This window comes from Labilibaculum euxinicum (assembly GCF_009795715.1).
Classification (GTDB): domain Bacteria; phylum Bacteroidota; class Bacteroidia; order Bacteroidales; family Marinifilaceae; genus Labilibaculum; species Labilibaculum euxinus.
In genome coordinates this window covers 41,187-67,100 of sequence record NZ_WTCR01000011.1, presented here as the reverse complement: position 1 = coordinate 67,100, position 25,914 = coordinate 41,187, and the positions used below count along the sequence as shown (strand labels likewise).

Below are 25,914 nucleotides of genomic sequence, written 5' to 3'. Positions count from 1 at the left end.
AATGTGTTATTACGATATGTGCTTAAAAACATTTATTAGAAGAGCTGTTTAGACCGTTGTTAAAAATATATATAATACATTTGTATCGATTTTGGTGTTCTGCTCAGGCTATCGTCTGAGGGAATGAAAAGGGAATCCGGTGAGAATCCGGAACAGTACCCGCTACTGTAAATCTCATTTTGTCATGCGCAAAATATGGTTTTTACACCGCAAGCCACTCTCAGAAATGGGGGGAAGGCTGTAATAACTGAGATAAGTCAGGAGACCTGCCAAGTCGTAACTAAAGAACATTTTGCTTCCGGGAATCGAAGTATATGTATTGAACTTACGCGCGTGTTCAGTATTTATTATTCCAATTTCTTTGTTTGTGTAAACATTTGGCAGCAAGATGTGATGTTTTAAAATTTAAAAAACAAAACGATCATGCAGTTTAAAAATTACATTTTGATTGGCCTTTTTATATTGGTAAGTCAGAGTTTAGTTGCTCAGGTGGGGACATTGTCCGGAGCAGTTACAGAAAAGGACGGGACAAATCCTTTAATTGGTGCCAATGTTTATTTTCATGGAACAACCATTGGAGCAGCCACCAACAGCGATGGGTTTTATTCGTTTCGAAACTTAAAGGTGGGAGAGTACGAAATTGTTGTTTCCTATTCGGGATATGGAAGAAAAAAAGAAATCATCGAAATTAAGGAAGGAGCAAATACTATTGATTTTCAGTTGAATAAATCCGAGAGAGAATTGGGCGAAGTGGTTGTTACAGGTACCGGTACACCGCATCATTTAAAAAGTGCTCCCGTTCAAACCGAACTAATCAGCAGCAAGATGGTGAAGGCTGTTTCGGCATCCGGATTTGATGATTTAATGACTGGAATCAGTCCATCATTTGATTTTACTCCGGGCAGCATGGGAGCTTTTATGCAGCTAAACGGTTTGGGGAACGATTACATTTTGGTACTTGTTGATGGAAAAAGAATGTACGGAGATGTTGGAGGTCAGAATGACATCAACCGCATTAATCCTGATGATATTGAACGAATTGAGGTGGTTAAAGGTGCATCGTCATCATTGTACGGATCGGAAGCCATTGCTGGTGTAATTAATGTGATAACCAAAAAATCGAAACGAAAAATCTACGCGGAAAGCAATTCCCGTTTAAGCGAACATGGAAACAGACAGTACTTCAATAAAGTAGGTTTGAATCTAGGGCGTTTTTCATCTCTTACAACTTATTCCAGAAAGGAATCGGACGGGTGGCAGCTAAGCAAGTTCGAAATTGACGATGATATGGGTAATGATGATCCTTCGGATGATGTACTTGTTGTTACAGACGCTAAACAAGTGAATGCGTTCGAAGATTACACCATCAGTCAGCGCTTTGATTTTGCCGCAACCAATAAATTAAGCGTATATGCAATGGGATCGAAATACGAGAAAGATGTACTGCAGCCAATAACAGTAAAAAAATATGGTTATTACTACAACGATTTTTCTTATTCGGCAGGAGCCAAGTACCTAATTAATAAGAAGGACTACATCACTTTAGATTTTAATTCTGATCAATTTAAATACTATTACAAATACAATCAGAATGATATCTCTTCAAAATCAGGGAAAACCCTTCATTCAATAAGAGAAAAAGTTCTTAATACGGATCAAAAACGCGAAGATGTAAATCTAAAATATGTTTTTAGTCTAAAAAAGGCACATCAATTTACATTGGGAGGAGAATACGTAAACGAAAGTCTGAAATCGGAAGGTCGGTTGGTAAATGCCAAAGAAGATGCTTATACCCTTTCTGCATTTGCTCAGGATGAGATCAAACTAATTAAGAACCTCTCTTTGGTAGCTGGTGTTCGTTACGTAAAGCACAAAGAATTCGGTAATGATTTTACGCCAAAATTATCCACACTTTACAAATTCAACAATTTTAATTTTAGAGCCACTTATGCAAAAGGTTTTAAGGCTCCAACATTAAAAGAGTTGTATTATCATTACGAAAAAGCAGGGAATCTCTATTTGGGAAATACCGATCTTGATGCGCAAAAATCGGATTATTATTCTTTTTCGGCAGAATACATTGTTTCCAAATTATCGCTTAGTTTATCGGCCTATCAAAATAGTATTGATGATATGATTGCCTATCAGACAGTTGAAACGAGTGCTGCAGATAAAGCCGATGGAATTAAAAAAACACGTCAGCATTACAACATTGGAGAAACAAAATCACAAGGAATCGATTTTCTTTTTAATGTGAAAGTTGGCGGAGGCTTTACCCTTGGCGGAGGATACTCCTATGTAGATGCCATGAATGAGACAGATGACATTCGTTTGGAGAATGCAGCTCAAAATTATGCCAATTTCCGTTTGCTGTATGACAGAAACTGGAAAGATTATGCTTTAAATGTAAGCTTGATTGGCAGAATTCAGGATGAGAAATTTTATGAAGGTGAAAAAAATGCCGACGGGTATAATTTATGGAAACTAACAACTTCACATCGGTTTACAAGTGCAGGAACATCTCTTGAAATAACTGCCGGAGTTGATAATATTTTCGACTACGTAGATGACAGTCCGTACGGATCTCATTACGGTACTTTAAATCCGGGACGAACCGTATTTATTGGCTGTAACATCAAGTTTGCAAAATAGAATACACATTTATCTGCATAAGGCAAATTCCCTGAACTGTTTAAAAATTAGAAATTCCTGATCAGGGGATTTGCTCTTTGCCAATTTTGATACCCTATCATGAGCAGATTTAAAAATATTATCCTCCAAATTCACAATCTATCGGGAAGTGTACTCAGCCTGATGTTTGTGATTTGGTTTTTATCAGGTTTTGTCCTGATTTTCGCAGGTTTTCCTCATGCTTCAAAAGAGGAAAGGTTTCTGCATTTGTCTTTTTTAACGAAGTCTGATTTTGATTCCATTCAAGCTCCTTCGGAGAGTTTTACAGGCGAAATAGAATTAGAGAAAATGAATGGAAATCCGGTTTACAGAGTTTATTCCGGAAGAAAATCGCAGAAAGTATACAATGCTGTTTCTTTGAACGAAAGTGAAAAAACAACAAAGAAAGAGGCAGTAAATTTAGCGGAGAATTTTACGGGTGCTAAGCTTCAATCAGTTGAAAAGATTGAAGAATTAGATCAGTGGATTCCTTGGGACTACTACAATCCCTTACTTCCTATCTACAAGTGTTATTTAAACGATAAGGATCATACACGGATTTATATTTCAGAAAAAACAGGAAGTATCATTCAGGAAACAACAAGAAAAAGCCGTTGGGCCGCACGATTGGGAGCCATTCCTCATTGGATTTACTTTAAATCGCTGCGTCTGCAAAAAGGACTTTGGTTGAAGGTGGTGGCCTGGATTTCTTTTCTGGGTATTCTGGTAAGTATTACGGGTTTAGTGGCAGGCTTTATTCGTTTGAAGAAGCGAAAGAAAAATTCACAGTGGACAGAATTTAGTCCTTATAAAAAGTTTTGGTACAAGTGGCATCACATTACAGGTTTTCTGTTTGGCTTTTTTGTATTCACGTTTATTTTGAGTGGTTTTTTCTCTGTTGTAGACATTCCCAAAAGCCTGGTGCCGGTACATGCAAAAGTTTCTGCTAAAAAAGTATGGAATCAGAAAACTGATGTGAAACAGCATGCCGCAATATCAATGTCTGATTTATGGAATGCAATTGAGGACAATAAACCGATCCGGAAAGTAGTTTGGAAAACCGTTATGAATCAAGCTTGCTTTTGGGTGTATCGGGATCAGTTTGAATTGCCGGATGTGTATGTTGCCGCAGCTGATGGTGTTTTTGCAAAACCGGACTATTCAGAAAAGGAAATCAGCAGTTGGTGCAAAAGTGCATTTGCAGGCACCAATTACGATCTAAAAGAGTTGAACGAATTTGATGCCTACTATCAAAAATCCGGGATGTGGAAACGCCCTTTGCCGGCATGGCAATTGAATTTGCACGATGCCGATCATACCTGCATGTATATTCATCCGAAAACGGGAGAAGTCATCAAAAGCTACAACAGCAACGACAGAGGACGCCGTTGGTTGTACAAATCTTTGCACACTTTGGATTTCCCATTTTTAAAACAACACGAATGGTTAAGAAAGTTTTTGCTGTTATTCCTTTCGTTGGGAGGAACCGTGGTAAGTGTATCAGGCTTTGTGTTGGGAATAAAATGGATCAGGAGAAAAGCTAAAAAATCACTGCCGGTAAGATTGAAACCGGTTAAAATAAAATCCAATGATTAAAAAATATCAGTTCAGTAAATATTTAAAGACAGGCTTGTTCCTGCTCCTAATAACATTTTCATTTATGGCTGCTGCACACACAAAAAAAGCGAATAAAACAGGAATTCTATTGGTCTCCTTTGGTTCCAGTTATCCCGAAACCCGGGCAACCTTTCAACACATCGAAGCGGAAGTGAAAGCCACGTTTCCAGATTTGGAAATACATTGGGCTTTTACATCAAAAATAATTCGCAATAAACTTCGCTCACGCGGCGAAACTATTGATTCGCCTGCCGAAGCTTTGGCCAAAATGGGAGAGGAAGGTTTCACAAATGTCGCGGTTCAGTCTCTGCATGTAATTCCCGGAGAAGAATATGAAAATTTGAAAACAACGGTGGAAGCATTTTCGGGGATGCCAAAAGGAATTGATCAGGTTCAACTGGGCAAACCTTTGTTGTATCATCAAAATGACATTGAAAATCTAGGCGATGTTTTGCTGCAAAACTTACCGAAAGGAATGGTGGAAGGCGATGTTGTTGTTTTTATGGGGCATGGCACGCATCATCCGGCAAACGTATATTATCCAGGAATGCAGTACTATTTATGGCAAAAACATTCCAATGTATTTCTGGCTACAGTAGAGGGATATCCTGAATTGAATCAGGTGATTGAGAAATTGGAAACCCGAAAGGTAAACAAAGTATGGTTGCTTCCTTTTATGACCATTGCCGGCGATCATGCCCGAAACGATATGGCGGGTGAAGAGGAAGAAAGCTGGAAATCAGTATTGGAAGCCAGAGGATACAAAACAGAAGCAGTTTTGAGAGGAATGGCAGATCAGGATAATGTTGTCCGCATTTGGATTGAACACCTGAAAGAAGTACTAATCGAACTTAAATCAAAATAAGAATGATGAACTTATTGATCCTTTTATTGTCTTTTACTTCGATACAAGAAAAGGCAGTAACGAAAGAATATCAATTTATAGGATGTGGGCAATATACCTATAATGAAGAAGGTTTGTGTTCAGGAAAATTAAGTTTCGACAGCCCAAAAAGACTGAAAAAGAAAGTGCTTTATTTCTACGATGAGCAAGGAAATAAAATAAAGACTGAAAAATATAACGTGACCAATAAATTGATTACAGTCTATGAATATCAATTTAATGAGAAGAAACAGAAAACAAAGAGCTCTAAAATAGATCACCTTAAGAATAAGGTAAGCAGTAAACGTTATACTTACGATGACAAGGGAAGAAATATTAAAACAGAATATTATTCTAATAAAACATTGTTAAAAACGGTGAAGTACGCATTTAATGAATTTGGTCATCAGATTGAATCCACAACTTATAATGCTGAAGGAAAGCAAACCTCTTTGTTTTACACTGAAAACAAGTATGATAAAAATGGCAGATTGAGTGAGAAGTACACACGCGATACTAATGGGAAGTTGGTGAAGTTGAATCATTACGATTACAATAAAGAATCTCAAAGAAGCACAAGTTTCACTTATTATCATTCAGGGAAAAGGCCCAATTCCAAACGGATTTACGAATATGATTCCAATGGACGAAAAGTTGGTTTTATAAAATATATTGTAATAGAATAGAAGTATTATGAGAAGAACGATGAAAAGATATTATTCCATTTGTTGCTATTTATTAGTACTCTTATTTGTATTGACTTCCTGCAATCAAAGTTCAAAAAAAGTGGACTCAAGGTTTATACAAAAGTATCAGAAGAAAGATTTAGAGTATGCTAAAGGCTTTGAGATTTTTAATTCCGATAAGGATCAGGTTCTAAGAATTTATAATGGCAAAGCGAATGATTCAACTTATCAGGAATTTAAATTGGTGAGAGAGAAATTGGCAGGAGATAAGAGTCCGAATACCATTCAGGTTCCTTGTAAAAAAATCATCTGTTTATCGTCCACTCAACTGACCTACTTTTTTGCATTACAAGATATTAACCGCATTGTGGCAACCAACAGCAGCCGGCACTTGTTTCACGAAGGCATCAACAAGCGAATAGAAGATGGAAGTGTGAAACGGGTTGGAAAAGAGGGGCACTTTAATACCGAATTGATTGCGGGTTTAAATCCTGATTTAATTATCGTTTCTCCTTACAAATCGGGTGGTTACGATGCCTTGAAAAATCTGGGTATTCCATTGGTTCCTATGGCGGCTTACGATGAAAAATCACCGTTGGGGAGAGCCGAATGGGTAAAAATGATTGCACCTTTTGTTGGAAAAGAAAAGCAGGCCGATTCTTTGTTTCAGAAAATTGCCTTTCGCTATGATTCCCTTAAAACCCTCACTAAAAAAGTGAAAATACGACCAACAGTATTCTCAGGAAAAATGAAGTCGGGAACCTGGTATGTGCCGGGAGGCAAAAGTTTTTATGCCAATTATTTCCGCGATGCAGGAGCCAAATATATTATTGAGGACGATAAACAAGGAGCATATCCTTTGGGTTTCGAAAGTGTTTACACCAAAGCTGCCAATGCCGATTTTTGGCGGATTTTGGTTCCCGAACCCTTAGGTTTCGGGCGCAAATCACTGATTGAGCAAGATGTACGCTATGCCGATTTTAAAGCCTACAAAAAAGGAAATGTAATCATGTGCAACATCAGAGAGAAACCCTACTATGAGCAAAATGCTATGAAACCGGATGTGATATTGGCAGATTACATTCATTTCTTTCATCCCGATTTGCTGCCCGATTACAAACCGGAATTTTATGAAGTTTTAAAGTGAATCCTATGATACCTATTTTTCAGAGAAAATCAGTTCTTATTCCTTTATCTCTTGGTATTTTGTTGATTTTGACTGCCTTAAATCTGGCAATGGGATCGGTCAATATTCCTATTGCCGGGGTGGTTGATATTGTAACAGGAAAAGGATCATCCAATGTAATTTGGGAGAATATTCTGCTGCGAACCCGGCTGCCGCAAACCATAGTTGCTTTAGGTGCAGGTATGGCTCTTGGAGTAGCCGGACTGCTGATGCAAACACTTTTTCGAAATCCTTTGGCAGGACCTTCGGTATTGGGAATTTCTTCGGGATCGAGTTTGGGAGTTGGCTTTGTGCTTTTGGTGGCAGGGCAGGTTTGGGGATTTTCGTTTTCCCGATTGGGCATTTGGGGCGATTTAGCAATAATTACAGCCTCGTTGGGAGGTGCTTTTGCTGTTTTAGCTTTGATCCTGTTCATCTCTCATAAAATTGGAGGCACCTTGAGTGTGCTTATCATCGGAGTGATGATTGGTTATCTGTCTAATTCGGTGGTGGGTGTATTGAAATTCTACAGCATGGAAGAAGATGTGCACAACTATGTAATATGGGGATTGGGCAGTTTTTCGCGCATGTCGGTTGACCGGGCTTATTTGTTTGCGATGATTACCATTGTGCCCTCCTTACTTGCTTTGTTTTTAAGTAAATCGCTGAATTTAATGGCTTTGGGCGACCGGTACGCCAGCAATTTAGGTTTAAAGATCAAGCGGGCACGCTTGCTGATCATTTTATGTGCAGGAACATTAACTGCTATTGTAACTGCCTTTTGCGGTCCCATCATATTCATTGGCATGGCCGTTCCGCATCTGGCAAAACTGGTATCCCGCACAAGCAATCATTTATATTTAATTTGTAATGCCTGCATTTTAGGAGCAGCAACAGCATTGCTTTGTAATTTGCTGGCCCGTCTTCCAGGAATGGAGAGTGAATTACCTATTAATTCGGTAACTGCTTTTATTGGCGCACCGGTTGTTATCTCAGTAATCTGGAAAAAACGCAAAGAAAATTTTTAGCCCTTTAGCATGAATAAAAACCTACTGCACATCAGAAATCTTTCGATAGGTTACGGCAGCAAAATTGTGGCCGGCAATTTATCAGCCATTATTCCGTCAGGAGAATTAATTTGCCTGTTGGGATCAAACGGAACAGGAAAAAGTACTTTGATGCGAAGTATTTGTGGTTTTCAGCCTGTTTTAGGAGGTTTAATTCTGATTGACAATCAGGAAGTTCATCAATTGAACGAAAAGGAGTTGTCGAAACAGATTGCAGTGGTGTTAACCGATAGAGTTGTTGTTCCGAATGCGAATGTGCAGGAATTGGTAGGTTATGGCCGCAGTCCTTACACAGGGATGTTGGGACGATTGAACGCAGCAGATAAAATTATTGTTGCTCGTGCCATGGAACAATGCGGAATTGCACACAAAAAAGACAGCTTGTTGACTTCTTTAAGCGACGGAGAGAGACAAAAAGCTTTTATCGCCAAAGCTCTTGCTCAGGATACGCCGCTAATTATATTGGACGAACCAACTGCTTTTTTAGATTTGCCCGCCAGAGTTGAGATCATGCAGTTGTTACGGGATATTGCCAATACATCCGGAAAATCCATTTTAATGTCGACCCACGATCTGGATTTGGCTTTGCAGCTATCGGATCGCTTGTGGTTGCTGCAAAATGGAGGTCCTTTAATTACAGGTAGTCCGGAAGACTTACTGCTTAAAAATGCCTTTCAAAAAATGTTTCAGCACAAAGGAGTTGTGTTCGACAATAAAACAGGTTTGTTTAAAGTGATGCACACGCAACACTCACAGGTAGCAGTAAAAGGTCATGGATTCGAATATGTTTTACTTCGGCGGGCCTTATCCCGAAAAGGAGTTAGGCTTGTAAAAGCAAATCCGGACGACAGTAACCGCCTGGAGGTGAATAAAGATGCCCCAAAACCATTTTCCTTGTATGTCGACGACCAGTGCATACAGTCTGAAGACTCTGTTGAAGTTTTTGTGAATCGCGTATTGGCTGCAAAGAGTTTGCTTGAGGTACAAAGTGAATCACGCGTACTGTCTGAATAAACTAAAATTTTGCTTCCCGTTTAGAATTGCTTGAAAATGAGATTTCTTTTGTCTCATGAATGAACGCTTTGTATCCCTTACTTTTCTTTTAGCTCTGTATTTTTTCGCGTTTTGCTGAACTGCAGCAATTACTTGAAAAATCGAATCTAATAAGGTTAATATTTACATATTTTGTTATTTTTGAAAACAATCAAAAATTTCAGATTCTAATTTGGAATACAATAGATTCAAAAAAGGATTGTTACAAAAAAATGTTTGTGTAAGGTAGAGACGCCATACTTGGCGTCTGAATTGTAAATGAAATTAAAGGATTCCATTCATGGCATCAGAAAAGGATAATAATTTATGAGACGCGAAACACCGCGTCTGTACATCATAAATAAAATTTAGAAAATGGCCGATAAATTTCAAAATAAATACCGCATACCATCCGCCCGATTAAAAGATTGGGATTACGGATCGAATGCCATTTATTTTGTAACCATCTGCACCCACCAACGCGAACATTATTTTGGGGAAATTACCAATGGAAAAATGATATTGAATGAAATTGGGGAATTGGCGCAATGTGAATGGATAAAAACACCCGAAATCAGACCCGATATGAATTTGGAATTGGGCGAATTTGTAATCATGCCAAATCATTTTCATGCCCTAATCACCATTGGCAAAAATAATTACAATACCGGTACAGACGCGATGCATCGCGTCTCTGCGTTTGGATCACAATCCAAAAATTTGGCATCAATCATTCGCGGATTCAAATCATCCGTGACCATCAATGCCCGAAAAATCAATTCCAATTTCGCATGGCAAACCCGGTTTCACGATCATATTGTGCGCGATTTTGATTCCTGCCACAGAATAGAACAATACATACAAAATAATCCAGGCAACTGGAAAAATGACGAAATGTATGAATGGTAAAGACGCCATGCATGGCGTCTGAATTGCAAATGAAATTAAAGGATACCATTCATGGCATCAGAAAAGGATAATAATTTATGAGACACGAAACACCGCGTCTGTACAGAATAATAAACATAATCTTACGATAAGCAGTCCTTAGGGTTTGCGGGTTAGCAAAAGTAACTATCAAATTAACTGATACAAAGATAAATGGTTCCCAACTACAATAAAGATCAATTGTTAAAACACAATTACAGCGAAGACGAATTAAGATTTCTGAACCTTCTTGCTGAGAAATTCCCCACAGTTCAAGCCGCCTGTACCGAAATCATTAATCTTGAATCAATCATGAATCTGCCCAAAGGCACGGAGCATTTCCTTACGGATATTCATGGAGAATACGAGACCTTTAGTCATGTGCTGCGAAATGCATCGGGCATGGTACGAAAGAAAATTGATATAGTCTACGGGAACACAATCAGCGAAAAAGAGAAGAATCAGCTGTCAACACTCATTTATTACCCTGAGGATAAACTCAAACTCATCACAAAAGAACAGGATAATCTGAATGAATGGTTTGCGGTAACACTTCGCAGACTGATTGACGTAGCCCGTGTTTCGGCCGATAAGTATACACAATCGAAAGTAAGAAAGGCCATGCCGGCTGATTTTGCCTATGTAATTGATGAATTGCTGAATGAACCTAACGCGAAAAAGGAAAAATATTTCGAATGCATCATACAATCCATTATTGATGTAGATCGGGCCAACCAGTTTATTGTCGCGATCAGTAAGTTTATACAACGCTTGTTGATTGATAGGCTGCACATTATTGGTGATATATATGACAGAGGTCCCTATGCCGATAAGGTGATGGATGTGATACAGGATCATTATTCGGTAGATATTCAGTGGGGAAACCACGACATTGTATGGATGGCTGCCGCAACAGGAATACGTGCCAGTATAGCTGCCGTAATTCGTTTGAGTGCCCGATACAACAATTTGGACACGCTGGAAGATGCCTACGGGATTAATTTGATGCCACTGGCAACCTTCGCTATGAAAGCCTACGAGGGAGATCCATGTGAGGCTTTTATTCCTAAGAATACACCGGTAGAAAACATTGGATCGACTCAGATTAAACTGACCAGTAAAATGCACAAAGCCATTATGGTGATTGAAATGAAACTGGCAGGAGAGATCATTCAGCGAAACCCCGAAATGGAAATGGGCGACCGTTTGCTGCTCGACAAAATCGATTATGAAAAAGGTACTGTGATAATTGATGGACGGGAACTGGTGTTGAACGACAAATCATTTCCCACTATCGATCCTAAAAATCCTTATCAACTAACAGAAGAGGAGAAGGAGTTGGCCGAAAAACTTCAAATTTCCTTTTTGTATTGCGACAAACTGCAGCGACACATTAAAACATTATTCTCAAAAGGAGGTACTTATCTTTCCTACAATTCAAATTTGCTGTTTCATGGCTGTATCCCCCTCGATGAAAAGGGAGATTTTAAAGAACTTACTTTACTGGGTGAAAAATACAAAGGGAAGGCCTTGTGCGATCAGTTCGATTTAATTTCCCGACGGGCTTATTTTAACCGCGAACATCCCGAAACAAGGAACAAAGACCGCGATTACATGTGGTATCTGTGGAGCGGGGCTTATTCGCCGCTTTTTGGCAAAAAGAAGATGGCCACTTTCGAACGATATTTTCTGAACGATAAAGAAGTTCAGCGCGAAGAAAGCAATATGTATTACAAGTTGAGGGATGATAAAGATTCCTGCTGTCGGATTTTAAAAGAATTTGGACTTGATCCGGAAGTATCGCACATTGTTAATGGGCATGTGCCGGTAAAAGTGGGAAAAGGAGAAAGTCCGGTAAAAGCAGAGGGAAAACTCTTTGTTATTGATGGAGGAATGTCGAAGCCCTATCAAAAAGTGACCGGTATTGCCGGATATACCTTAATTTATGATTCTTACAGTTTAATACTTGCCGAGCATACCTCTTTCGAATCGAAACACAAAGCCATACACGATGAAGTTGATATTGTTTCAACCCGAAGCATGATTGAGCATGCAACCAAACGAATCAGAGTGGGAGATACCTATATTGGAGCCAATCTGCGCCAGCAAATTCTCGATCTGAACCGACTGCTCGATGCTTACCGAAAGGGAGTTGTGAAAGTGAAGAGTGTTGGGTAGGTTTAATTCGTTTATTGATGTATGAATAATGTTCTGAAATATTTGCTCAGGCTCTTCATATCATTGAAAATTTAATAAGTGGTGATTCTTAAGAATCGCTTAAAATAATACTTGCTGACTAAATTTAAGGATTAATTGCAGCATGGCTATTTAGTTTTACTTAGCTTTGGTAACCCTACTTTGTAAAACGAGACAAACAATTAAATAAATGAGAGGCAAAACAATTCAGGTCTTCCTAACAGATGGTTCCCCCCGTGGGATTAAATTGGCCGAAATAACCAGTAACATTGAACAGGCCATTTTCATTCCTCGCTCTAAGATGAATGAGGCCAATAATAGAACAGAAGTATCCCGGCCGGGGATCTATTTTTTATTTGGAAAGAATGGCGAAGATGCAAAGTCCATGGTTTATATTGGACAATCCCGTAACTGTTTAGATCGAATTAAAACCCACGACCAAAAGAAAGATTTTTGGAACTATGCGGTTTTGATCATTTCAAAAACCGAAAGTTTTACCCAAACTCATATTGAATACCTGGAAGAGTTAGCCATTACAAAAGCATACGAAGCAAATCGCTATGCATTGGACAACGCAGTCAATCCGCGCAAGTTTAAAGTGCCCGAAACAATGGAAGCCGACTTGTTGGATAATTTCGATACCATTAAAATTTTGCTTTCAACCCTTGGTTTTCCCCTATTTGATATTATTGCTAAAGAGGAGAAATCCAAAGAACTACTTTTCTGTAAAGGGAAAGAAGCTCTTGCAGAAGGAGAATACAAAGAAGATGGATTTGTCGTTTTTAAAGGATCCAAAGCAAACAAGGATTTAGCTCCTGGTTGTAATACTACCATCCGTCGGTTAAGGGGAAATCTTATTGAGCGTAAAATTTTGATTGAAGATGGTGATATTTATGTTTTTCAGGAGAATGAAATATTTAGTTCTCCAAGTTCTGCAGCAGCTCAGGTTTTAGCTCGTAATGCCAATGGCTGGACTGAATGGAAGGACAAACAGGGAAAAACTTTGGATGAGTTAAAGAGAAAGTAATAAAACAACAGAAACAATATATGAAACGGCCATACCAAAGTGATTTTAAAATACTGGGAAATGATGATTCCTGCAAGCTAAGTTTCATCTGGCAACTTAAAAGCAATTTATAATCATATGAAGTTCAACGAAGACTCTCGGGTGAAAATCCCTACTATACTGCACTTGTGTAGATTAGGATATCAATACCTTTCCCTGAAAGGAGCAAAATACGATGACAGCACCAATGTTTTTACCGATATATTTAAGGAAAGCATACAACGTATCAATCCTGACTTGGAGGAAGAGGAAGTCAATCGATTTTATCAGGATACCCTTTTAACGCTCGATAATGAAGATTTGGGGAATGCTTTTTATGAGAAGCTGATTGCGAAATCGGGAACCAAACTCATCGATTTTGAGAATTTCGACAACAACTCCTTTCATGTTCTTACCGAGTTAACCTATAAAAATGGCGATGAAGAATTCCGTCCCGATATTATTTTGCTGATCAACGGAATGCCTTTAGCATTCATCGAGGTGAAAAAGCCGAATAATAGAGATGGGATAATAGCCGAACGGGATCGAATTAATACTCGATTCCAAAACAAGAAATTTCGAAAATTTGTCAACATCACTCAATTGATGGTCTTCTCCAACAACATGGAGTACGATGATTTTTCACCGGAACCCATCGAAGGAGCCTTTTATGCTTCAGCTTCCTATCACAATCCCATATTCAATTATTTCCGGGAAGAAGAACAACTGGATCTAAGCCAACTTTTAAAAGAGGAAGAGGATGAATTGGAAAATTTCGTTCTAAAGGATAACAACCTGGCGATTATAAAGCATTCTCCTGAATTTATAACCAATAAAGATTCAGGCGCACCAACCAATCGTATCTGTACTTCACTTTTTAGTCACGATCGTCTGGCCTTTATTTTAAAATATGCCATTACCTACGTAAAAGAAAAAACAGGATTGGAAAAGCACATCATGCGCTATCCTCAAATCTTTGCGACCAAAGCCATCGAAAACAAATTGAACGATGGCATTCGAAAAGGAATCATTTGGCACACACAGGGAAGTGGAAAAACGGCTTTGGCTTTTTACAATGTGAAGCATTTGACTGATTATTATCAAAAGAAAGGAATTGTTCCCAAGTTCTATTTTATTGTCGATCGTCTCGATTTGCTGATTCAAGCTGGCCTCGAATTCCGAAGCAGAGGTTTAATTGTTCACAATGTAAATTCCAGAGAAGAATTTGCCCGCGACATCAAATCAACCGCAGTCATTCACAACAACTCGGGAAAAGCTGAAATTACGGTGGTCAACATTCAAAAGTTCAAAGATGATCCGGCAGTAGTCCGCAACAGCGATTACAACGTAAACGTACAGCGCATTTACTTCCTCGACGAGGTGCACCGAAGCTATAACCCTAAAGGAAGTTTCTTGGCAAACCTGAAGGACTCCGACGAAAAGGCAATTAAAATAGGATTAACAGGCACACCCCTATTGGGCGATGATTACAACTCCAAAGCCCTTTTTGGCAACTACATACACAAATACTATTACAACGCATCCATTGCCGATGGGTACACCCTGCGCCTCATTCGCGAAGAGATTGAAACCCGCTATAAATTGCTGTTGGAAGAGACTCTGAAAAAAATTGAAGTACTGGAAGGCGATATTCCTAAAAAGGAAATTTATGCCCATCATCGTTTTGTAGAGCCTATGCTCGATTACATCATCAGCGATTTCGAAAAAGCACGGCACACTTTCGATGATCCAACCATAGGTGGTATGGTGGTTTGTGATTCTTCCGATCAGGCAAAAATGATGTTTGAGATTTTCAACAGTAAATACGCTCAAGCGGATGAAAGAATTGAAGAATTCGACATGGCGGCAGAATCAATCGTTACCTATGCAACAAAGAAAAAACAGAAAGAGAAAGTAAAAACTGCAGCGCTGATATTGCACGATATAGGAACCAAAGATGAACGCAAAACTCAGGTGGAAGAATTCAAAGAGGGGAAATTTGATTTCCTTTTTGTCTACAACATGCTGTTAACAGGGTTCGATGCCAAACGACTGAAAAAAATGTATTTAGGTCGTGTGATAAAACGTCATAACCTCTTGCAAACCCTAACGCGTGTCAACCGAACCTACAAAAACTTCAAGTACGGATACGTGGTCGATTTTGCCGATATAAAAAGCGAATTCGACGCCACCAACAAAGCCTATTTCGATGAACTGCAGGAAGAATTGGGCGACGAAATGCAGCACTATTCCGATCTCTTTAAATCCAAAGAGGAAATAGAGGAAGAAATCCTGAACATCAAAGAAACCCTGTTTAAATTCGATACTCAAAATGCCGAAATTTTCTCTCAACAGATCAGCAAAATTCAGGATCGAAAAACGATGCTCGGGATAACAAAAGCCCTAAACAATGCCCGGGAATTGTACAATCTCATCCGGTTAACAGGACATTACGAAATCCTCGAACAGCTCGATTTTAAGAAAATCAACATACTGGCTCGCGAAGCCAGCAATCATTTGGCACTTATCAACCAGAAAGAGGCCATTGAAAACAGCGGTGAAACTACCAACCTTCTAAACATTGCCTTAGAGGACGTAATCTTCGCCTTTACAAAAATTTCTCAGGATGAATTAAAATTAGCCGATGAATTAAAAGACACTCTTCGTAAAACAAGAGAGGCATTGGCAGGTAATTTCGACAAAAAAGATGCTAAATTTGTCAGCCTGAAAGAGGAACTGGAACGTTTGTTTAAGAAAAGGAACTTAAATGAAATTACACAGGAAGAAATGCAGGCAAACATTGGCGATTTAAATAAGATTTTCGCCAAAATAGCTGAGCTCAACAGACAAAATAACCTATTGAAAGCCAAATACAACAATGATGAAAAATATGCACGAATTCACAAGCGTTTAGTCGAAAAAGGAAACCTCACCAAACGTGAAAGCCAAATTTTCGAAGCACTCAATGGAGTAAAAACCGATGCCGACAATTTTGTATTGCAAAACACAAAACTGCTCAACAACGAAAACTATTTCAATTCAATGATGGTCAAATTGTTATTAGATCAGTTTATGAAGAAGAACAAGATCACATTAGATGCCGAAGGCGCCAAATACATCAACCATTTGGTGGTAAAGGAATACATGGACGAATTCCACGGCCGAACAGCTCATTAATAAACAATCAAAATAACCTGTCAGCGTCTTTTTCAGACCTGACAGCGTTAAATAAATAAAAAGAATGCAAAACATTGCTCCCACCGGCATTGGCAACGCAAGTGGGGAACCCATACTTGAAGAAGTCGTAAAGGAAAAAATTTCTTCGGACGAGGAACGAGGGAGATAATTATTTTTTTCAGACTTCAAAAGGTAATGGGTCACTGAGTGCCTCAGCCTTGATCTTTTTTGCTTCGTTTTTTGGATTAAGCCAAAAAATGAAGTCTGGTTTGGGCGAAGCGCCAATTTATTACAATAAAATTAAAAACAACCTGTCATTGCGAGGAAGTACAGCCTGTCCCGATGATTCGGGAACGCGGCAATCTGTTAATAAGAAAGCCAAACTTCCAAAACCTGACAGCGTTTAAAACAATAAAAACAAAAATGACGACATCAGAATTTGAAGCAAAAACCAAACAACTCATCGATGAGCTGAAAGCAATATGTGCCAATTACGGATTGGGGAACGATGGAAATGAGTTTAAAATCATCACACAGGTTTTTCTCTACAAATTCATGAACGACAAGTTCGCCTGGCAAGCCAAACAGATCGATGAAACATTAGCAAAAGCCGACAATTGGCAGGAAGCCCTGAAAGCCTATTCCGAAAATGATTACGAAATGCTCTTAATGCATTTGGGAGCCGATACAGCACAACTAAAACCGCATCATTTTGTCTCTCACCTGTTCGGAAAACAGAACGAGAACGATTTTGCCAAAACCTTCGACGATACCCTGCGCGATATCGCCATCACCAACAACGATATTTTCTCGGTAAAAACCGAAGGCGGAGCCAAAGTAAAACTATTTGGCCAGTTCAGCGAGTACATCAACGATGAGTCCAAACGCAATGATTTCTGCAAGGCAATCATCAACAAGCTCATCAACTTCAGCTTCGAACGCATTTTCGATGAGAAATACGATTTTTTCGCCACCATTTTCGAATACTTGATTAAAGACTACAACAACGACTCGGGCGGAAAATATGCCGAGTACTACACCCCCCATGCTGTAGCAAAAATAATGGCCGCTATTTTAGTTGATGAAGAAGTACAGAACGTGACCCGTTACGATCCTTCAGCAGGTTCGGGAACCCTCTTAATGAATTTGGCCCACGCCATTGGCGAGGACAAATGCACCATTTACTCTCAGGATATCTCTCAAAAATCGTCGAATTTATTACGATTAAACCTGATCTTGAACAATCTGGTGCATTCCATTCAAAACATCATCGAGGGAAATACCATATTGCATCCCTACCACAAGCAGGAGAATGGCAGTTTGCAAAACTTCGATTATATTGTTTCCAATCCCCCTTTTAAATTGGACTTTAGTGATTACCGCGACGAGCTCGATTGCAAGGAAAACACCGAACGCTTTTTTGCCGGTTTGCCCAATGTGCCTAAAGCTGCAAAAGACAAAATGGCAATTTACCTCTTGTTCATTCAGCACATCATGCACTCGCTCACCAAAAAGGGAAAGGCTGCTATTGTAGTGCCAACAGGATTCATCACCGCACAATCGGGTATCGATAAGCAGATACGCCAGAAATTGGTCGACAGCAAAATGCTGGCAGGTGTCGTTTCCATGCCCAGCAATATTTTTGCAACTACCGGCACCAACGTATCCATTCTCTTTATAGACAAACAGAACAAAGAGGAGATTGTACTCATCGATGCCTCAAAACTAGGCACAACCGTAAAGGAAGGCAAAAACCAAAAAACGCTTTTATCTGGAAAAGAGGAACAACGAATTATCAACGCTTTCAATAGCAAACAAGCAATCGACGACTTTTCGGTGGTACTCTCTTACGAGGATATTAAGTCAAAAAACTACTCCTTTAGTGCTGGTCAATACTTCGAAGTGAAAATCGAATACACCGATATCACCCATGATGAGTTCGAAGTTAAAATGGATAGCTACAAAACAAATTTGAATAGCTTGTTTGTAGAGTCTAAAGATTTGGAATCAGCAATTCAAAAGAATTTGGAGGGGGTAAGGTATGAGTAGAGTTGAATCATTAGTAGATGTTACTGTTAAAATTGGAAGTGGTGCCACTCCTAGGGGAGGCAATAAAGCATATAAAACCGAAGGTATTTCTTTAATAAGAAGTCAAAATGTACATGATTTTAAATTTTTAAAGAAAGGTCTTGCATTCATTGATAATGATCAAGCAGAACTACTTAATAATGTAACTGTACAAGAAAATGACATCCTTTTAAATATTACAGGTGATTCAATTGCAAGAGCTTGTATGGTTCCTGAAGAGATTTTGCCTGCTAGAGTAAATCAACATGTTGCTATTATAAGATGTGAAGATAAAAAGGATGCATACTATGTACTTTGTTATTTACAGTTTTTAAAGAAACATTTATTAACCATCTGCAAAGTCGGTGGAACAAGAAATGCATTAACCAAAGAAGCAATTCAAAAACTGCTAATTAGCTTTGTTGAAAATCATAGAAAAAAAGCAAATCTTATAGATTTAATTAACTCTAAAATCGAACTCAACAACCGCATCAACACCGAATTAGAGAGCATGGCAAAATTGCTTTACGACTATTGGTTTGTACAGTTCGATTTCCCCGATGAAAACGGAAAACCCTACAAATCATCAGGTGGTAAAATGGTTTTTAATCAAGATCTCAAACGAGAAATTCCTGTGGGATGGGAGGTTGGATTTTTAGGTAGTATTTTGAAAACATCACTTGGTGGTACACCGTCAACTAAGAATAAGCAATACTGGGAAAATGGAGAATTTCAATGGTTAAATTCAGGCGAAATTGCAAATTTCCCAATTATTACTTCAGAGTTGAAAATTACTAAGGACGCAATCATAAATTCTGCAACTAAGTTGATGCCTAAAGGTACTGTTACATTATCCATTACACGACACATTCGTCCCTCAATATTGGCAATTGATGCATGTGCCAACCAATCTGTTGTTGGTGTATATGAAACTGAAAAAATTAAAAGCAGTTATAGCTATCCACTTATTTGTAATGAGGTTCCCAAATATATGTCATTGAGAACGGGTGCTCAGCAACCTCATATTAACAAGCAAACTGTTGATAAAACCTTAATGATTTTACCTTCTAAGGAGATTCTTGATAAATACTATGAGTTGGCAAACCCTACGTACGAAAAGATAAATATCAATGCTTTTCAGAATAAAGAATTAGTTGGGTTACGCGATTGGCTTTTACCCATGTTAATGAATGGTCAGGTTACTGTAAAAGAGGCAGAGGCTAAACTGAGTAACTTGGCTATGGTCGCAGAGCCAGCCGGGGAATACAAAACAAACCAATAAACAAAAACCTGTCAGAGTCAAGCTCCGCTTGCCCTGACAGCGTTTCAGAAACTACAAAAATGAACAGAAAGAACCTCTTGTCACTTCACGAAACCATGGTAGTAGCTTTAATTTCTTTTCCTGGCCGGCAAGCTTCTTTCGATGAAATCGCAGAGTTTATTGAGAAGCGGAATCTTTTCCCTATCCGAGAAGGAAACATTACACTAGTAGAACAAATAGAATTAAGAACAATGCTAAGCAAGGGGCGATATCATCATCTTTTCGAAAACCTTGGTAATGGAATAATTCGTTTTAAAAATTTAGATTAAAGCAAAAATGAAAACTTTAAGATTACTTGTTTTTTCCGTATCAATACTATTCCTATTTACAGGATCTACTCTACCATCTTCTAATAAGACCAAAATGGATGAGTATAGCATTGATGATATATATCAAAAAATTGATTTAGATTATGGAACTTTGGATGAACAAGGTCAATCAATTGATTGTATTTTCACAAAATCTTCTTTAAAGGCTGGCAGATACGAAATTACGATCTCAGACGGACCCGGTGATTTATATGAAATCAATGGAACAGATTATTATCTGACTTTCACTTCCTATTATGGCTATGCTGGATATGGGGACGAAGGTATTATTGAAATCAATGCCTATGGTTCGGGCAGTTTTTATAAGTATGATGATTAACAAAAGTATTTGTCACCAATGATGTAAAAACCAATGTGGCGCAAATTTTCAAACAATTAAGCCCAAACACCAATATTAAAGTATTTTAAGTGCGTACAGTCAACGAACCTCTTAAAAATATATTTAAAGCTGATGAGTTGCAGGAAGGTGCAACTATCCGGAATTTCCGGACAGTTCAAACCGAAGGCACTCGTGAGGTCACTCGAAATGTCGATTTCTTCAACTTAGATACAAACCAGCTCCGTAGATTTATAATCTGAGGGCAGGGAGTTCAGCATTCTTTATCCTATCACCCAACCCAAAGCGAAATACAATCAGTTGATCAGACCTGTCTGGTCTCACTTTACCGGCACTCACCTCCAAATCCCTGCAAACAGGCTGTTCCGTAAGGAACAGGATGCGTGCAGACTCCCGTTCATGTGCAAAGAGGGCTTCTGAAAAGCTGCAGACAGCCTTTTAGCGGCAAAACAGGTACCTGCGGAACTACAGTATCGTTTTTAGTGGTAAAACAAGGCTGCAAACCGCTGCAGCTGGCCTTTGAGCCATAAAAAGGCTGTCCGCATTCATACAGGTGGCAATTTGGCCGCAAAAACAGCATCTGAGTTTGTGCAGCCTGTCATTCAGTCATTAAAAGGGAGTGTGGGCTCGTGCAGATAGGCAAATAATGGAGAGTTAGGAGAGGTGTTTAGTGAATTTTTGTTAAAAAGTAATTTTTTTTATGCTTACTAAAATAAAATAGCATATATTTATGCTTCAGTTAAATAGATATCGCTGTTTTATTCATGTAAAAATTAAGAAATGATAAAAAAAATGTATTTTAGTTTGTTGCGGCTTAACGAATTGTTAGGCTATTTCAACGAAATTATCACTTACCTAATAGGTGCAGATCTGGAAGGTTTGCAAATCACCAGTCCGGTAGAAAAGCTAAACAACAAGGTAGGAGAGGCGCTTGCCGCAGCCAATAGAACCACGGCCAGCGGGTTTACCGAACGCATCCGTCAATTGGATAACAGAAGAGATGAATCATTCGTCGCTTTTAGAAATTTTATGGAGGCATCGACGCATCGCAGGGACGAAGCCATTGCAAATGCGGCGGAACAAATCTGCAGAATTATTAGAACTCACAATTGGAGTTTGTACAGCAGAGGTTATAAAATTCAGTCTGCAAAAATGGCAAGTTTGCTTAAGGAGTTGAATCAGTCCGAAAATCAGGCATTGATACTTCAATTGGAAGCGGCTTCATGGTACAGTGAAATGCTGGAGGACAACAATGCCTTTAATCAACAAAGCGAGGAAAAGAGCATTGCAAAAAATGAGGAAATAGATTACGACACGCAGGAAATATATAAAAGTGCACGACTTGCCTGCGAAGAGTTGTTTGAGGCCATAGAGGTGCTTAATCGTATTGCTCCGAACGAAAAATACAATGCGATAGCAAAGTTCATTAACGAATGCAATCAAAAATACCTGACAGTGGCCCGCTCAAGAAAAACCAAAAATGCGAATGCTGCAGAAGTAACAGAGGCTTAATAAAAAAAGCAGAGGCTCCTTAAATTCTCCTGTAAACCGCCTAAAGTTTAAAATGGGAATTGAGGGCCCCGGCTTGTTTCTAAAAATACAATCATTTTTGGAAATATTTATTATAGCTTAATTTAATTTGTAAGCCGATATCTATCTAACAGACAAATCCTCCATGTATTGGGGGATTTTTTTTATTGCAGGAAAAAAGTGTTGGGAGCTGGTGAAACAAGACATTGGCGCATTTCTTTTTGTTTGGTATAAATAGTAAGTTTACGTTGCTTGTGCAGCACAAATAAACAGTAAGAAATATTATCGATGGGAGACTTACTTATAATTGAAGAGTTGAATGCTCAGCTAAAGTGGAAAATAAAACAAGTAGAGAAAGTTACTTGGTTGATAAAAGGCTATCAGTTGAATGAATTGGCTCAGGTTACCCGTTTAAATATTTCGAAAAAGAATTTGAAAGGCAAGTGGCCTGCTGCACTTTTTAAATTGAAACACCTGGAATTTTTAGACATTCAGGAAAATGGGCTTGAATCAATTCCGGAGGAAATCGCAGACTTAAAGAGTTTACGATGTCTGGATATTCGTCGGAACCAGATCAGTTCACTGCCTCAGTCAATTACTGAAATGCCAAATCTTCAAAAATTATATTTGGGTAACAATAGCTTTACTGTTGTGCCTTCGGCTCTTAGTACCTGTCCTAAACTGGAACTAATTGATTTTACGAACAATGAAATTTCTGAAGGACTGGAACAGCTTTTGCACTCAGCATCCATCACCAACATTTATTTGGAAAACAATTGCATAAAGTCATTTCCCTTTCATCTGCTTAAAAGCCATCAACTCACCGAGCTGAATTTAATGGAAAATCAAATTGAAAATATCCCGGAAGATCTGCCGGCTATCATGCGCTTTCATTATTGAAATAAGTCCATTTTTAAATTACTTCCCGATGCAGAAATTCTTGAAAATATTTCCCAAAACTTCATCAGTTGAGATGTCTCCGGTTATCTCGCCAAGGAAATGAAGACATTCGCGAATGTCCTGAGCTAAAAAATCTGTAGGGATATTTCTTCCAGACCGCTATTAACCCTGTCAATGCTTCCCAATGCGTTTTTAAGGGCTTCGAAATGGCGGATGTTGGTTACAATTACATCTTGTTCGTTCACCTTACTCATACTCACAGATTTAAGCAATTTGGCAGTAATGGCATCGATATTTTGCTTCTGTTTGGACGAAATGAACAACAATTTGTCTACGTCTTCCATACCAATTAAATTTTTGGCAATCTCTTGAGGATTCTCAATCAAATCGATCTTGCTGATACGAACTACAAAGTATTGTAAATTAAGGTCCTGTGTCTTGTTTGTTTGATGCCAATTTAAGAGATGATTTAACTTGGCAAATTTGACAGGATTGTATTTATAATTTAAGTATTATATTTATAATTTATTAACGAAAAAAATATAATGTGTAGAATAGAACACTGTAAAAACCTAAGTTTTAACTTTTTGAAATGAGTCACTTTTAAGAAATAAATTTTATCACAAAATAATATTAATTCAAAATCTATTAGAATGAAAAATTTTACATTAATACTATTGTTCCTTTCATTGGGATTATCGAGTTTTTTTGCTTCTTGTTCGAAAGACGATTCGGATGGATTGGAAATCACAGGGGTATGGAAACTGGTTTCGAAAAGTACTCAATGGGGTGTTACTAGTACAGTGACAGAAATTATGGAGTTCAATGCCGATAATACCGGATTTATGACCACTCAGGTTAGTATTGGTGATATGACTACCACTTCGGATGCATACGACTTTACCTATAAGTTCGATGGATCGAGCCTGACGATCAATTCAGCCGATATCAACAGAACCACAACTGCTTATGTTGATGGCCAAATTCTAACCATTGAGGCCAAAGTAAATGGAGATACTTATAAAAGAGAGTATACTAGGTTAACAAAGCAAGAGCTTGCAGCATTAGAAGAGGAAAAAAGAAAAGAAGAGGAGGATCAGGCTAATATTAAGAAGCTAATTGGAAGTTGGTTTTATACCTCGGTTTCGGGTCTTTCGGTATACGAAGAGGTGTTGACCTTTAAAGAGGACATGACAGGTGTTGAGAAAGTGATTGGTACATATAATGATATTGTAATGGAAGATGAAGAAACCGATTTTGAGTTTGAAGTATCGGGAGATAAGCTTAGCATTACCATAGATGGTGAAACCATAGTAAGAAAAATGGAGTTCTCTGATAAGGTACTCATCTTAATTGATGAAGAAACAAACAGTTATCAGGATTTTGCAAAAGTACAGTAAACGAATGTAATTTGATACCAAAAGGCCTTGTGGATGAACTTCCAGAAAGGCCTTTTGTGTAATGATAGAATTGTTTACTTCCCGATGCAGAAATTCTTAAAGATATTTCCCAAAACTTCATCAGTTGAAATGTCTCCGGTTATCTCGCCAAGGAAATGAAGACATTCGCGAATGTCCTGAGCTAAAAAATCTGTAGGGATATTTGCTTCCAGACCGCTATTAACCCTGTCAATACTTCCCAATGCGTTTTTAAGAGCTTCGAAATGGCGGATGTTGGTTACAATTACATCTTGCTCGTTAACAGCACCCATGTTTACTGTTTTCAGCAGTTCGTTGGTTAAGGAGTCGATGTTTTGCTTTTGTTTGGCCGAGATAAAAATGATTTTGTCTTCTACATCCAGTCCGGTTAATCGTTTTGCCAGCCCCTGAGGATCAGGAATCAAATCAATTTTATTGATGCAAACCACTAGGTGTTGAGTCTCGCGGTCTATGGTCTGATTTACTTTCGAGATAGAATCATTTATGTTTTCCATATCCCGGTCGGCATCAATCAGTAAAAGAACGATTTGAGCCTGTTTCATTTTGCTGTAGGTACGTTCAATACCCATACTTTCAATTCGGTCAAGAGTGGTTCGAATTCCTGCCGTATCGATAAAGCGGAAAGTTATTCCGCCAAGGTTAATGGTGTCTTCAATTACATCACGTGTTGTACCCGCAATATCCGAAACAATAGCACGATCTTCGTTTAAAAGAGCATTCAGCAGTGTTGATTTACCCACATTTGTGTTTCCCACAATGGCAACGGGGACACCGTTTTTAATCACATTCCCCAACTCAAAAGAGTTGACCAGTTTCTGAATCAGACTTTGTATTTCGTTTACCAAATTAGTTAGCTGTGTACGATCGGCAAATTCAACATCTTCTTCACCAAAATCGAGTTCCAATTCAATCAGCGATATAAAATTCAATAATCGTCCGCGTAAGTTGGCAATTTCGTTCGAAAAACCACCACGCATTTGCTGCAATGCCACTTTATGAGCAGCTGCCGAACTCGATGCGATTAAATCGGCGACAGCTTCGGCTTGTGAAAGATCCATTTTGCCGTTTAAAAAGGCACGTTGTGTATATTCACCGGGATTGGCGCTTCGGGCACCATTTTTTAGCAGAACCTGAAGAATTCGATATTGAATAAAGGGAGCACCATGACAAGCAATTTCAATGCTGTTTTCGCCCGTGTAAGAGTGAGGAGCTTTAAAAACACTCACTAAAACCTCGTCGATAATTTCTTCGCCATCCTGAATTGTTCCAAAATGAACCGTGTTTGCTTTTTGATCAGCAATGAGTTTTTTGCTTGCTGCTGTAAATACTTTATCGCAGATTGTAAGAGCATCAGCTCCCGAAAGGCGCACAATTGCAATGGCTCCATTGCCAGGAGCTGTTGAAATTGCACATATAGTAGATTGATCAATCATAGTTGTTCCAATTGTAAATAATGAACTACAAAGATAGAAGAGAATTGCTAATTATAAATGTTGAAATGAACTTAATCCGGATCTTTGCAGCCG

Annotated in this window: 22 protein-coding genes and 1 riboswitch; of the genes, 19 read left to right on the top strand and 3 right to left on the bottom strand. The window is 38.6% G+C overall.

The window, feature by feature from the left end:
- The first annotated feature begins 75 nt into the window (after window positions 1-75).
- Window positions 76-288: riboswitch (cobalamin riboswitch) on the top strand.
- Between the two features lie 135 nt (window positions 289-423).
- From GQR60_RS14645 to GQR60_RS14560, 18 genes are all read left to right on the top strand, one after another.
- The gene (locus GQR60_RS14645; protein ID WP_124993644.1) at window positions 424-2,652 is read left to right on the top strand and encodes a TonB-dependent receptor; all 2,229 of its coding nucleotides are present in this window, start codon (window positions 424-426) and stop codon (window positions 2,650-2,652) included.
- Window positions 2,653-2,751: 99 nt separating this feature from the next.
- Window positions 2,752-4,266, top strand: coding sequence for a PepSY domain-containing protein (locus GQR60_RS14640; protein WP_124993643.1), 1,515 nt, complete (start codon window positions 2,752-2,754; stop codon window positions 4,264-4,266).
- Window positions 4,259-5,152 (top strand): sirohydrochlorin cobaltochelatase, encoded by an 894-nt coding sequence (locus GQR60_RS14635; RefSeq protein WP_124993642.1) that lies wholly within the window; start codon window positions 4,259-4,261, stop codon window positions 5,150-5,152. The genes GQR60_RS14640 and GQR60_RS14635 overlap by 8 nt, the downstream gene beginning before the upstream one ends.
- A 2-nt stretch (window positions 5,153-5,154) precedes the next feature.
- On the top strand, window positions 5,155-5,856 hold the full coding sequence (locus tag GQR60_RS14630) for a hypothetical protein (protein ID WP_124993641.1): 702 nt from the start codon (window positions 5,155-5,157) through the stop codon (window positions 5,854-5,856).
- Window positions 5,857-5,956: 100 nt separating this feature from the next.
- Window positions 5,957-7,003, top strand: a complete 1,047-nt coding sequence (locus GQR60_RS14625; RefSeq protein WP_306597735.1) for an ABC transporter substrate-binding protein — start codon at window positions 5,957-5,959, stop codon at window positions 7,001-7,003.
- Between the two features lie 5 nt (window positions 7,004-7,008).
- A complete protein-coding gene (locus tag GQR60_RS14620) occupies window positions 7,009-8,049 on the top strand; it encodes a FecCD family ABC transporter permease (RefSeq protein ID WP_124993640.1) in 1,041 nt (346 codons plus the stop codon).
- A gap of 9 nt (window positions 8,050-8,058) precedes the next feature.
- Window positions 8,059-9,102 carry an ABC transporter ATP-binding protein gene (locus GQR60_RS14615; RefSeq protein WP_124993639.1) on the top strand — a complete coding sequence of 348 codons (1,044 nt, stop codon included), beginning with the start codon at window positions 8,059-8,061 and terminating at the stop codon, window positions 9,100-9,102.
- A 393-nt stretch (window positions 9,103-9,495) separates the two neighbouring features.
- Complete coding sequence (locus GQR60_RS14610) at window positions 9,496-10,029, top strand: transposase (RefSeq protein ID WP_124993638.1); 534 nt, start codon at window positions 9,496-9,498, stop codon at window positions 10,027-10,029.
- 192 nt (window positions 10,030-10,221) lie between these two features.
- Window positions 10,222-12,225, top strand: a complete 2,004-nt coding sequence (locus tag GQR60_RS14605) for a fructose-1,6-bisphosphatase (RefSeq protein ID WP_124993637.1) — start codon at window positions 10,222-10,224, stop codon at window positions 12,223-12,225.
- 208 nt (window positions 12,226-12,433) lie between these two features.
- Window positions 12,434-13,270 (top strand): GIY-YIG nuclease family protein, encoded by an 837-nt coding sequence (locus tag GQR60_RS14600; protein WP_124993636.1) that lies wholly within the window; start codon window positions 12,434-12,436, stop codon window positions 13,268-13,270.
- A gap of 117 nt (window positions 13,271-13,387) precedes the next feature.
- Entirely contained in the window at window positions 13,388-16,465 is a 3,078-nt protein-coding gene (locus GQR60_RS14595; RefSeq protein ID WP_124993635.1) for a type I restriction endonuclease subunit R, read from the top strand.
- Between the two features lie 257 nt (window positions 16,466-16,722).
- Entirely contained in the window at window positions 16,723-16,872 is a 150-nt protein-coding gene (locus tag GQR60_RS14590; protein WP_154675809.1) for a hypothetical protein, read from the top strand.
- A gap of 16 nt (window positions 16,873-16,888) precedes the next feature.
- Window positions 16,889-18,514, top strand: coding sequence for an HsdM family class I SAM-dependent methyltransferase (locus tag GQR60_RS14585; protein WP_124993634.1), 1,626 nt, complete (start codon window positions 16,889-16,891; stop codon window positions 18,512-18,514).
- On the top strand, window positions 18,507-19,814 hold the full coding sequence (locus GQR60_RS14580) for a restriction endonuclease subunit S (protein ID WP_124993633.1): 1,308 nt from the start codon (window positions 18,507-18,509) through the stop codon (window positions 19,812-19,814). The genes GQR60_RS14585 and GQR60_RS14580 overlap by 8 nt, the downstream gene beginning before the upstream one ends.
- Window positions 19,815-19,873: 59 nt before the next feature.
- Window positions 19,874-20,122, top strand: coding sequence for a hypothetical protein (locus GQR60_RS14575; protein ID WP_124993632.1), 249 nt, complete (start codon window positions 19,874-19,876; stop codon window positions 20,120-20,122).
- Window positions 20,123-20,129: 7 nt separating this feature from the next.
- Window positions 20,130-20,501 carry a hypothetical protein gene (locus tag GQR60_RS14570; protein WP_124993631.1) on the top strand — a complete coding sequence of 124 codons (372 nt, stop codon included), beginning with the start codon at window positions 20,130-20,132 and terminating at the stop codon, window positions 20,499-20,501.
- Between the two features lie 798 nt (window positions 20,502-21,299).
- Window positions 21,300-22,031 carry a DUF6261 family protein gene (locus GQR60_RS14565; RefSeq protein ID WP_124993630.1) on the top strand — a complete coding sequence of 244 codons (732 nt, stop codon included), beginning with the start codon at window positions 21,300-21,302 and terminating at the stop codon, window positions 22,029-22,031.
- A 306-nt stretch (window positions 22,032-22,337) separates the two neighbouring features.
- Window positions 22,338-22,949: a leucine-rich repeat domain-containing protein gene (locus GQR60_RS14560; protein WP_124993629.1), complete on the top strand. Its 612-nt coding sequence runs from the start codon at window positions 22,338-22,340 to the stop codon at window positions 22,947-22,949.
- An 18-nt stretch (window positions 22,950-22,967) separates the two neighbouring features.
- On the opposite strand, the gene GQR60_RS20420 is transcribed toward GQR60_RS14560, so the two are convergent.
- Together GQR60_RS20420 and GQR60_RS14550 are read right to left on the bottom strand one after the other, a co-directional pair.
- On the bottom strand, window positions 22,968-23,066 hold the full coding sequence (locus GQR60_RS20420) for a hypothetical protein (RefSeq protein ID WP_394367642.1): 99 nt from the start codon (window positions 23,064-23,066) through the stop codon (window positions 22,968-22,970).
- A gap of 8 nt (window positions 23,067-23,074) precedes the next feature.
- Complete coding sequence (locus tag GQR60_RS14550) at window positions 23,075-23,293, bottom strand: hypothetical protein (RefSeq protein WP_124993628.1); 219 nt, start codon at window positions 23,291-23,293, stop codon at window positions 23,075-23,077.
- A 309-nt stretch (window positions 23,294-23,602) separates the two neighbouring features.
- Here GQR60_RS14550 and GQR60_RS14545 point away from each other — a divergent pair, with 309 nt between their 5' ends.
- Window positions 23,603-24,349, top strand: a complete 747-nt coding sequence (locus tag GQR60_RS14545) for a hypothetical protein (RefSeq protein ID WP_124993627.1) — start codon at window positions 23,603-23,605, stop codon at window positions 24,347-24,349.
- A gap of 74 nt (window positions 24,350-24,423) precedes the next feature.
- Here GQR60_RS14545 and mnmE read toward each other — a convergent pair whose 3' ends face one another.
- A complete protein-coding gene (mnmE, locus tag GQR60_RS14540) occupies window positions 24,424-25,821 on the bottom strand; it encodes a tRNA uridine-5-carboxymethylaminomethyl(34) synthesis GTPase MnmE (protein ID WP_124993626.1) in 1,398 nt (465 codons plus the stop codon).
- Window positions 25,822-25,914 lie beyond the last annotated feature (93 nt).

Coding starts and splice junctions, on each gene's coding strand:
- GQR60_RS14645 (WP_124993644.1), top strand. CDS start 424: ATGCAGTTTAAAAATTACATTTTGATTGGCCTTTTTATATTGGTAAGT.
- GQR60_RS14640 (WP_124993643.1), top strand. CDS start 2,752: ATGAGCAGATTTAAAAATATTATCCTCCAAATTCACAATCTATCGGGA.
- GQR60_RS14635 (WP_124993642.1), top strand. CDS start 4,259: ATGATTAAAAAATATCAGTTCAGTAAATATTTAAAGACAGGCTTGTTC.
- GQR60_RS14630 (WP_124993641.1), top strand. CDS start 5,155: ATGATGAACTTATTGATCCTTTTATTGTCTTTTACTTCGATACAAGAA.
- GQR60_RS14620 (WP_124993640.1), top strand. CDS start 7,009: ATGATACCTATTTTTCAGAGAAAATCAGTTCTTATTCCTTTATCTCTT.
- GQR60_RS14615 (WP_124993639.1), top strand. CDS start 8,059: ATGAATAAAAACCTACTGCACATCAGAAATCTTTCGATAGGTTACGGC.
- GQR60_RS14610 (WP_124993638.1), top strand. CDS start 9,496: ATGGCCGATAAATTTCAAAATAAATACCGCATACCATCCGCCCGATTA.
- GQR60_RS14605 (WP_124993637.1), top strand. CDS start 10,222: ATGGTTCCCAACTACAATAAAGATCAATTGTTAAAACACAATTACAGC.
- GQR60_RS14600 (WP_124993636.1), top strand. CDS start 12,434: ATGAGAGGCAAAACAATTCAGGTCTTCCTAACAGATGGTTCCCCCCGT.
- GQR60_RS14595 (WP_124993635.1), top strand. CDS start 13,388: ATGAAGTTCAACGAAGACTCTCGGGTGAAAATCCCTACTATACTGCAC.
- GQR60_RS14590 (WP_154675809.1), top strand. CDS start 16,723: ATGAAGTCTGGTTTGGGCGAAGCGCCAATTTATTACAATAAAATTAAA.
- GQR60_RS14585 (WP_124993634.1), top strand. CDS start 16,889: ATGACGACATCAGAATTTGAAGCAAAAACCAAACAACTCATCGATGAG.
- GQR60_RS14580 (WP_124993633.1), top strand. CDS start 18,507: ATGAGTAGAGTTGAATCATTAGTAGATGTTACTGTTAAAATTGGAAGT.
- GQR60_RS14575 (WP_124993632.1), top strand. CDS start 19,874: ATGAACAGAAAGAACCTCTTGTCACTTCACGAAACCATGGTAGTAGCT.
- GQR60_RS14570 (WP_124993631.1), top strand. CDS start 20,130: ATGAAAACTTTAAGATTACTTGTTTTTTCCGTATCAATACTATTCCTA.
- GQR60_RS14565 (WP_124993630.1), top strand. CDS start 21,300: ATGATAAAAAAAATGTATTTTAGTTTGTTGCGGCTTAACGAATTGTTA.
- GQR60_RS14560 (WP_124993629.1), top strand. CDS start 22,338: ATGGGAGACTTACTTATAATTGAAGAGTTGAATGCTCAGCTAAAGTGG.
- GQR60_RS14550 (WP_124993628.1), bottom strand. CDS start 23,293: ATGGAAGACGTAGACAAATTGTTGTTCATTTCGTCCAAACAGAAGCAA.
- GQR60_RS14545 (WP_124993627.1), top strand. CDS start 23,603: ATGAAAAATTTTACATTAATACTATTGTTCCTTTCATTGGGATTATCG.
- mnmE (WP_124993626.1), bottom strand. CDS start 25,821: ATGATTGATCAATCTACTATATGTGCAATTTCAACAGCTCCTGGCAAT.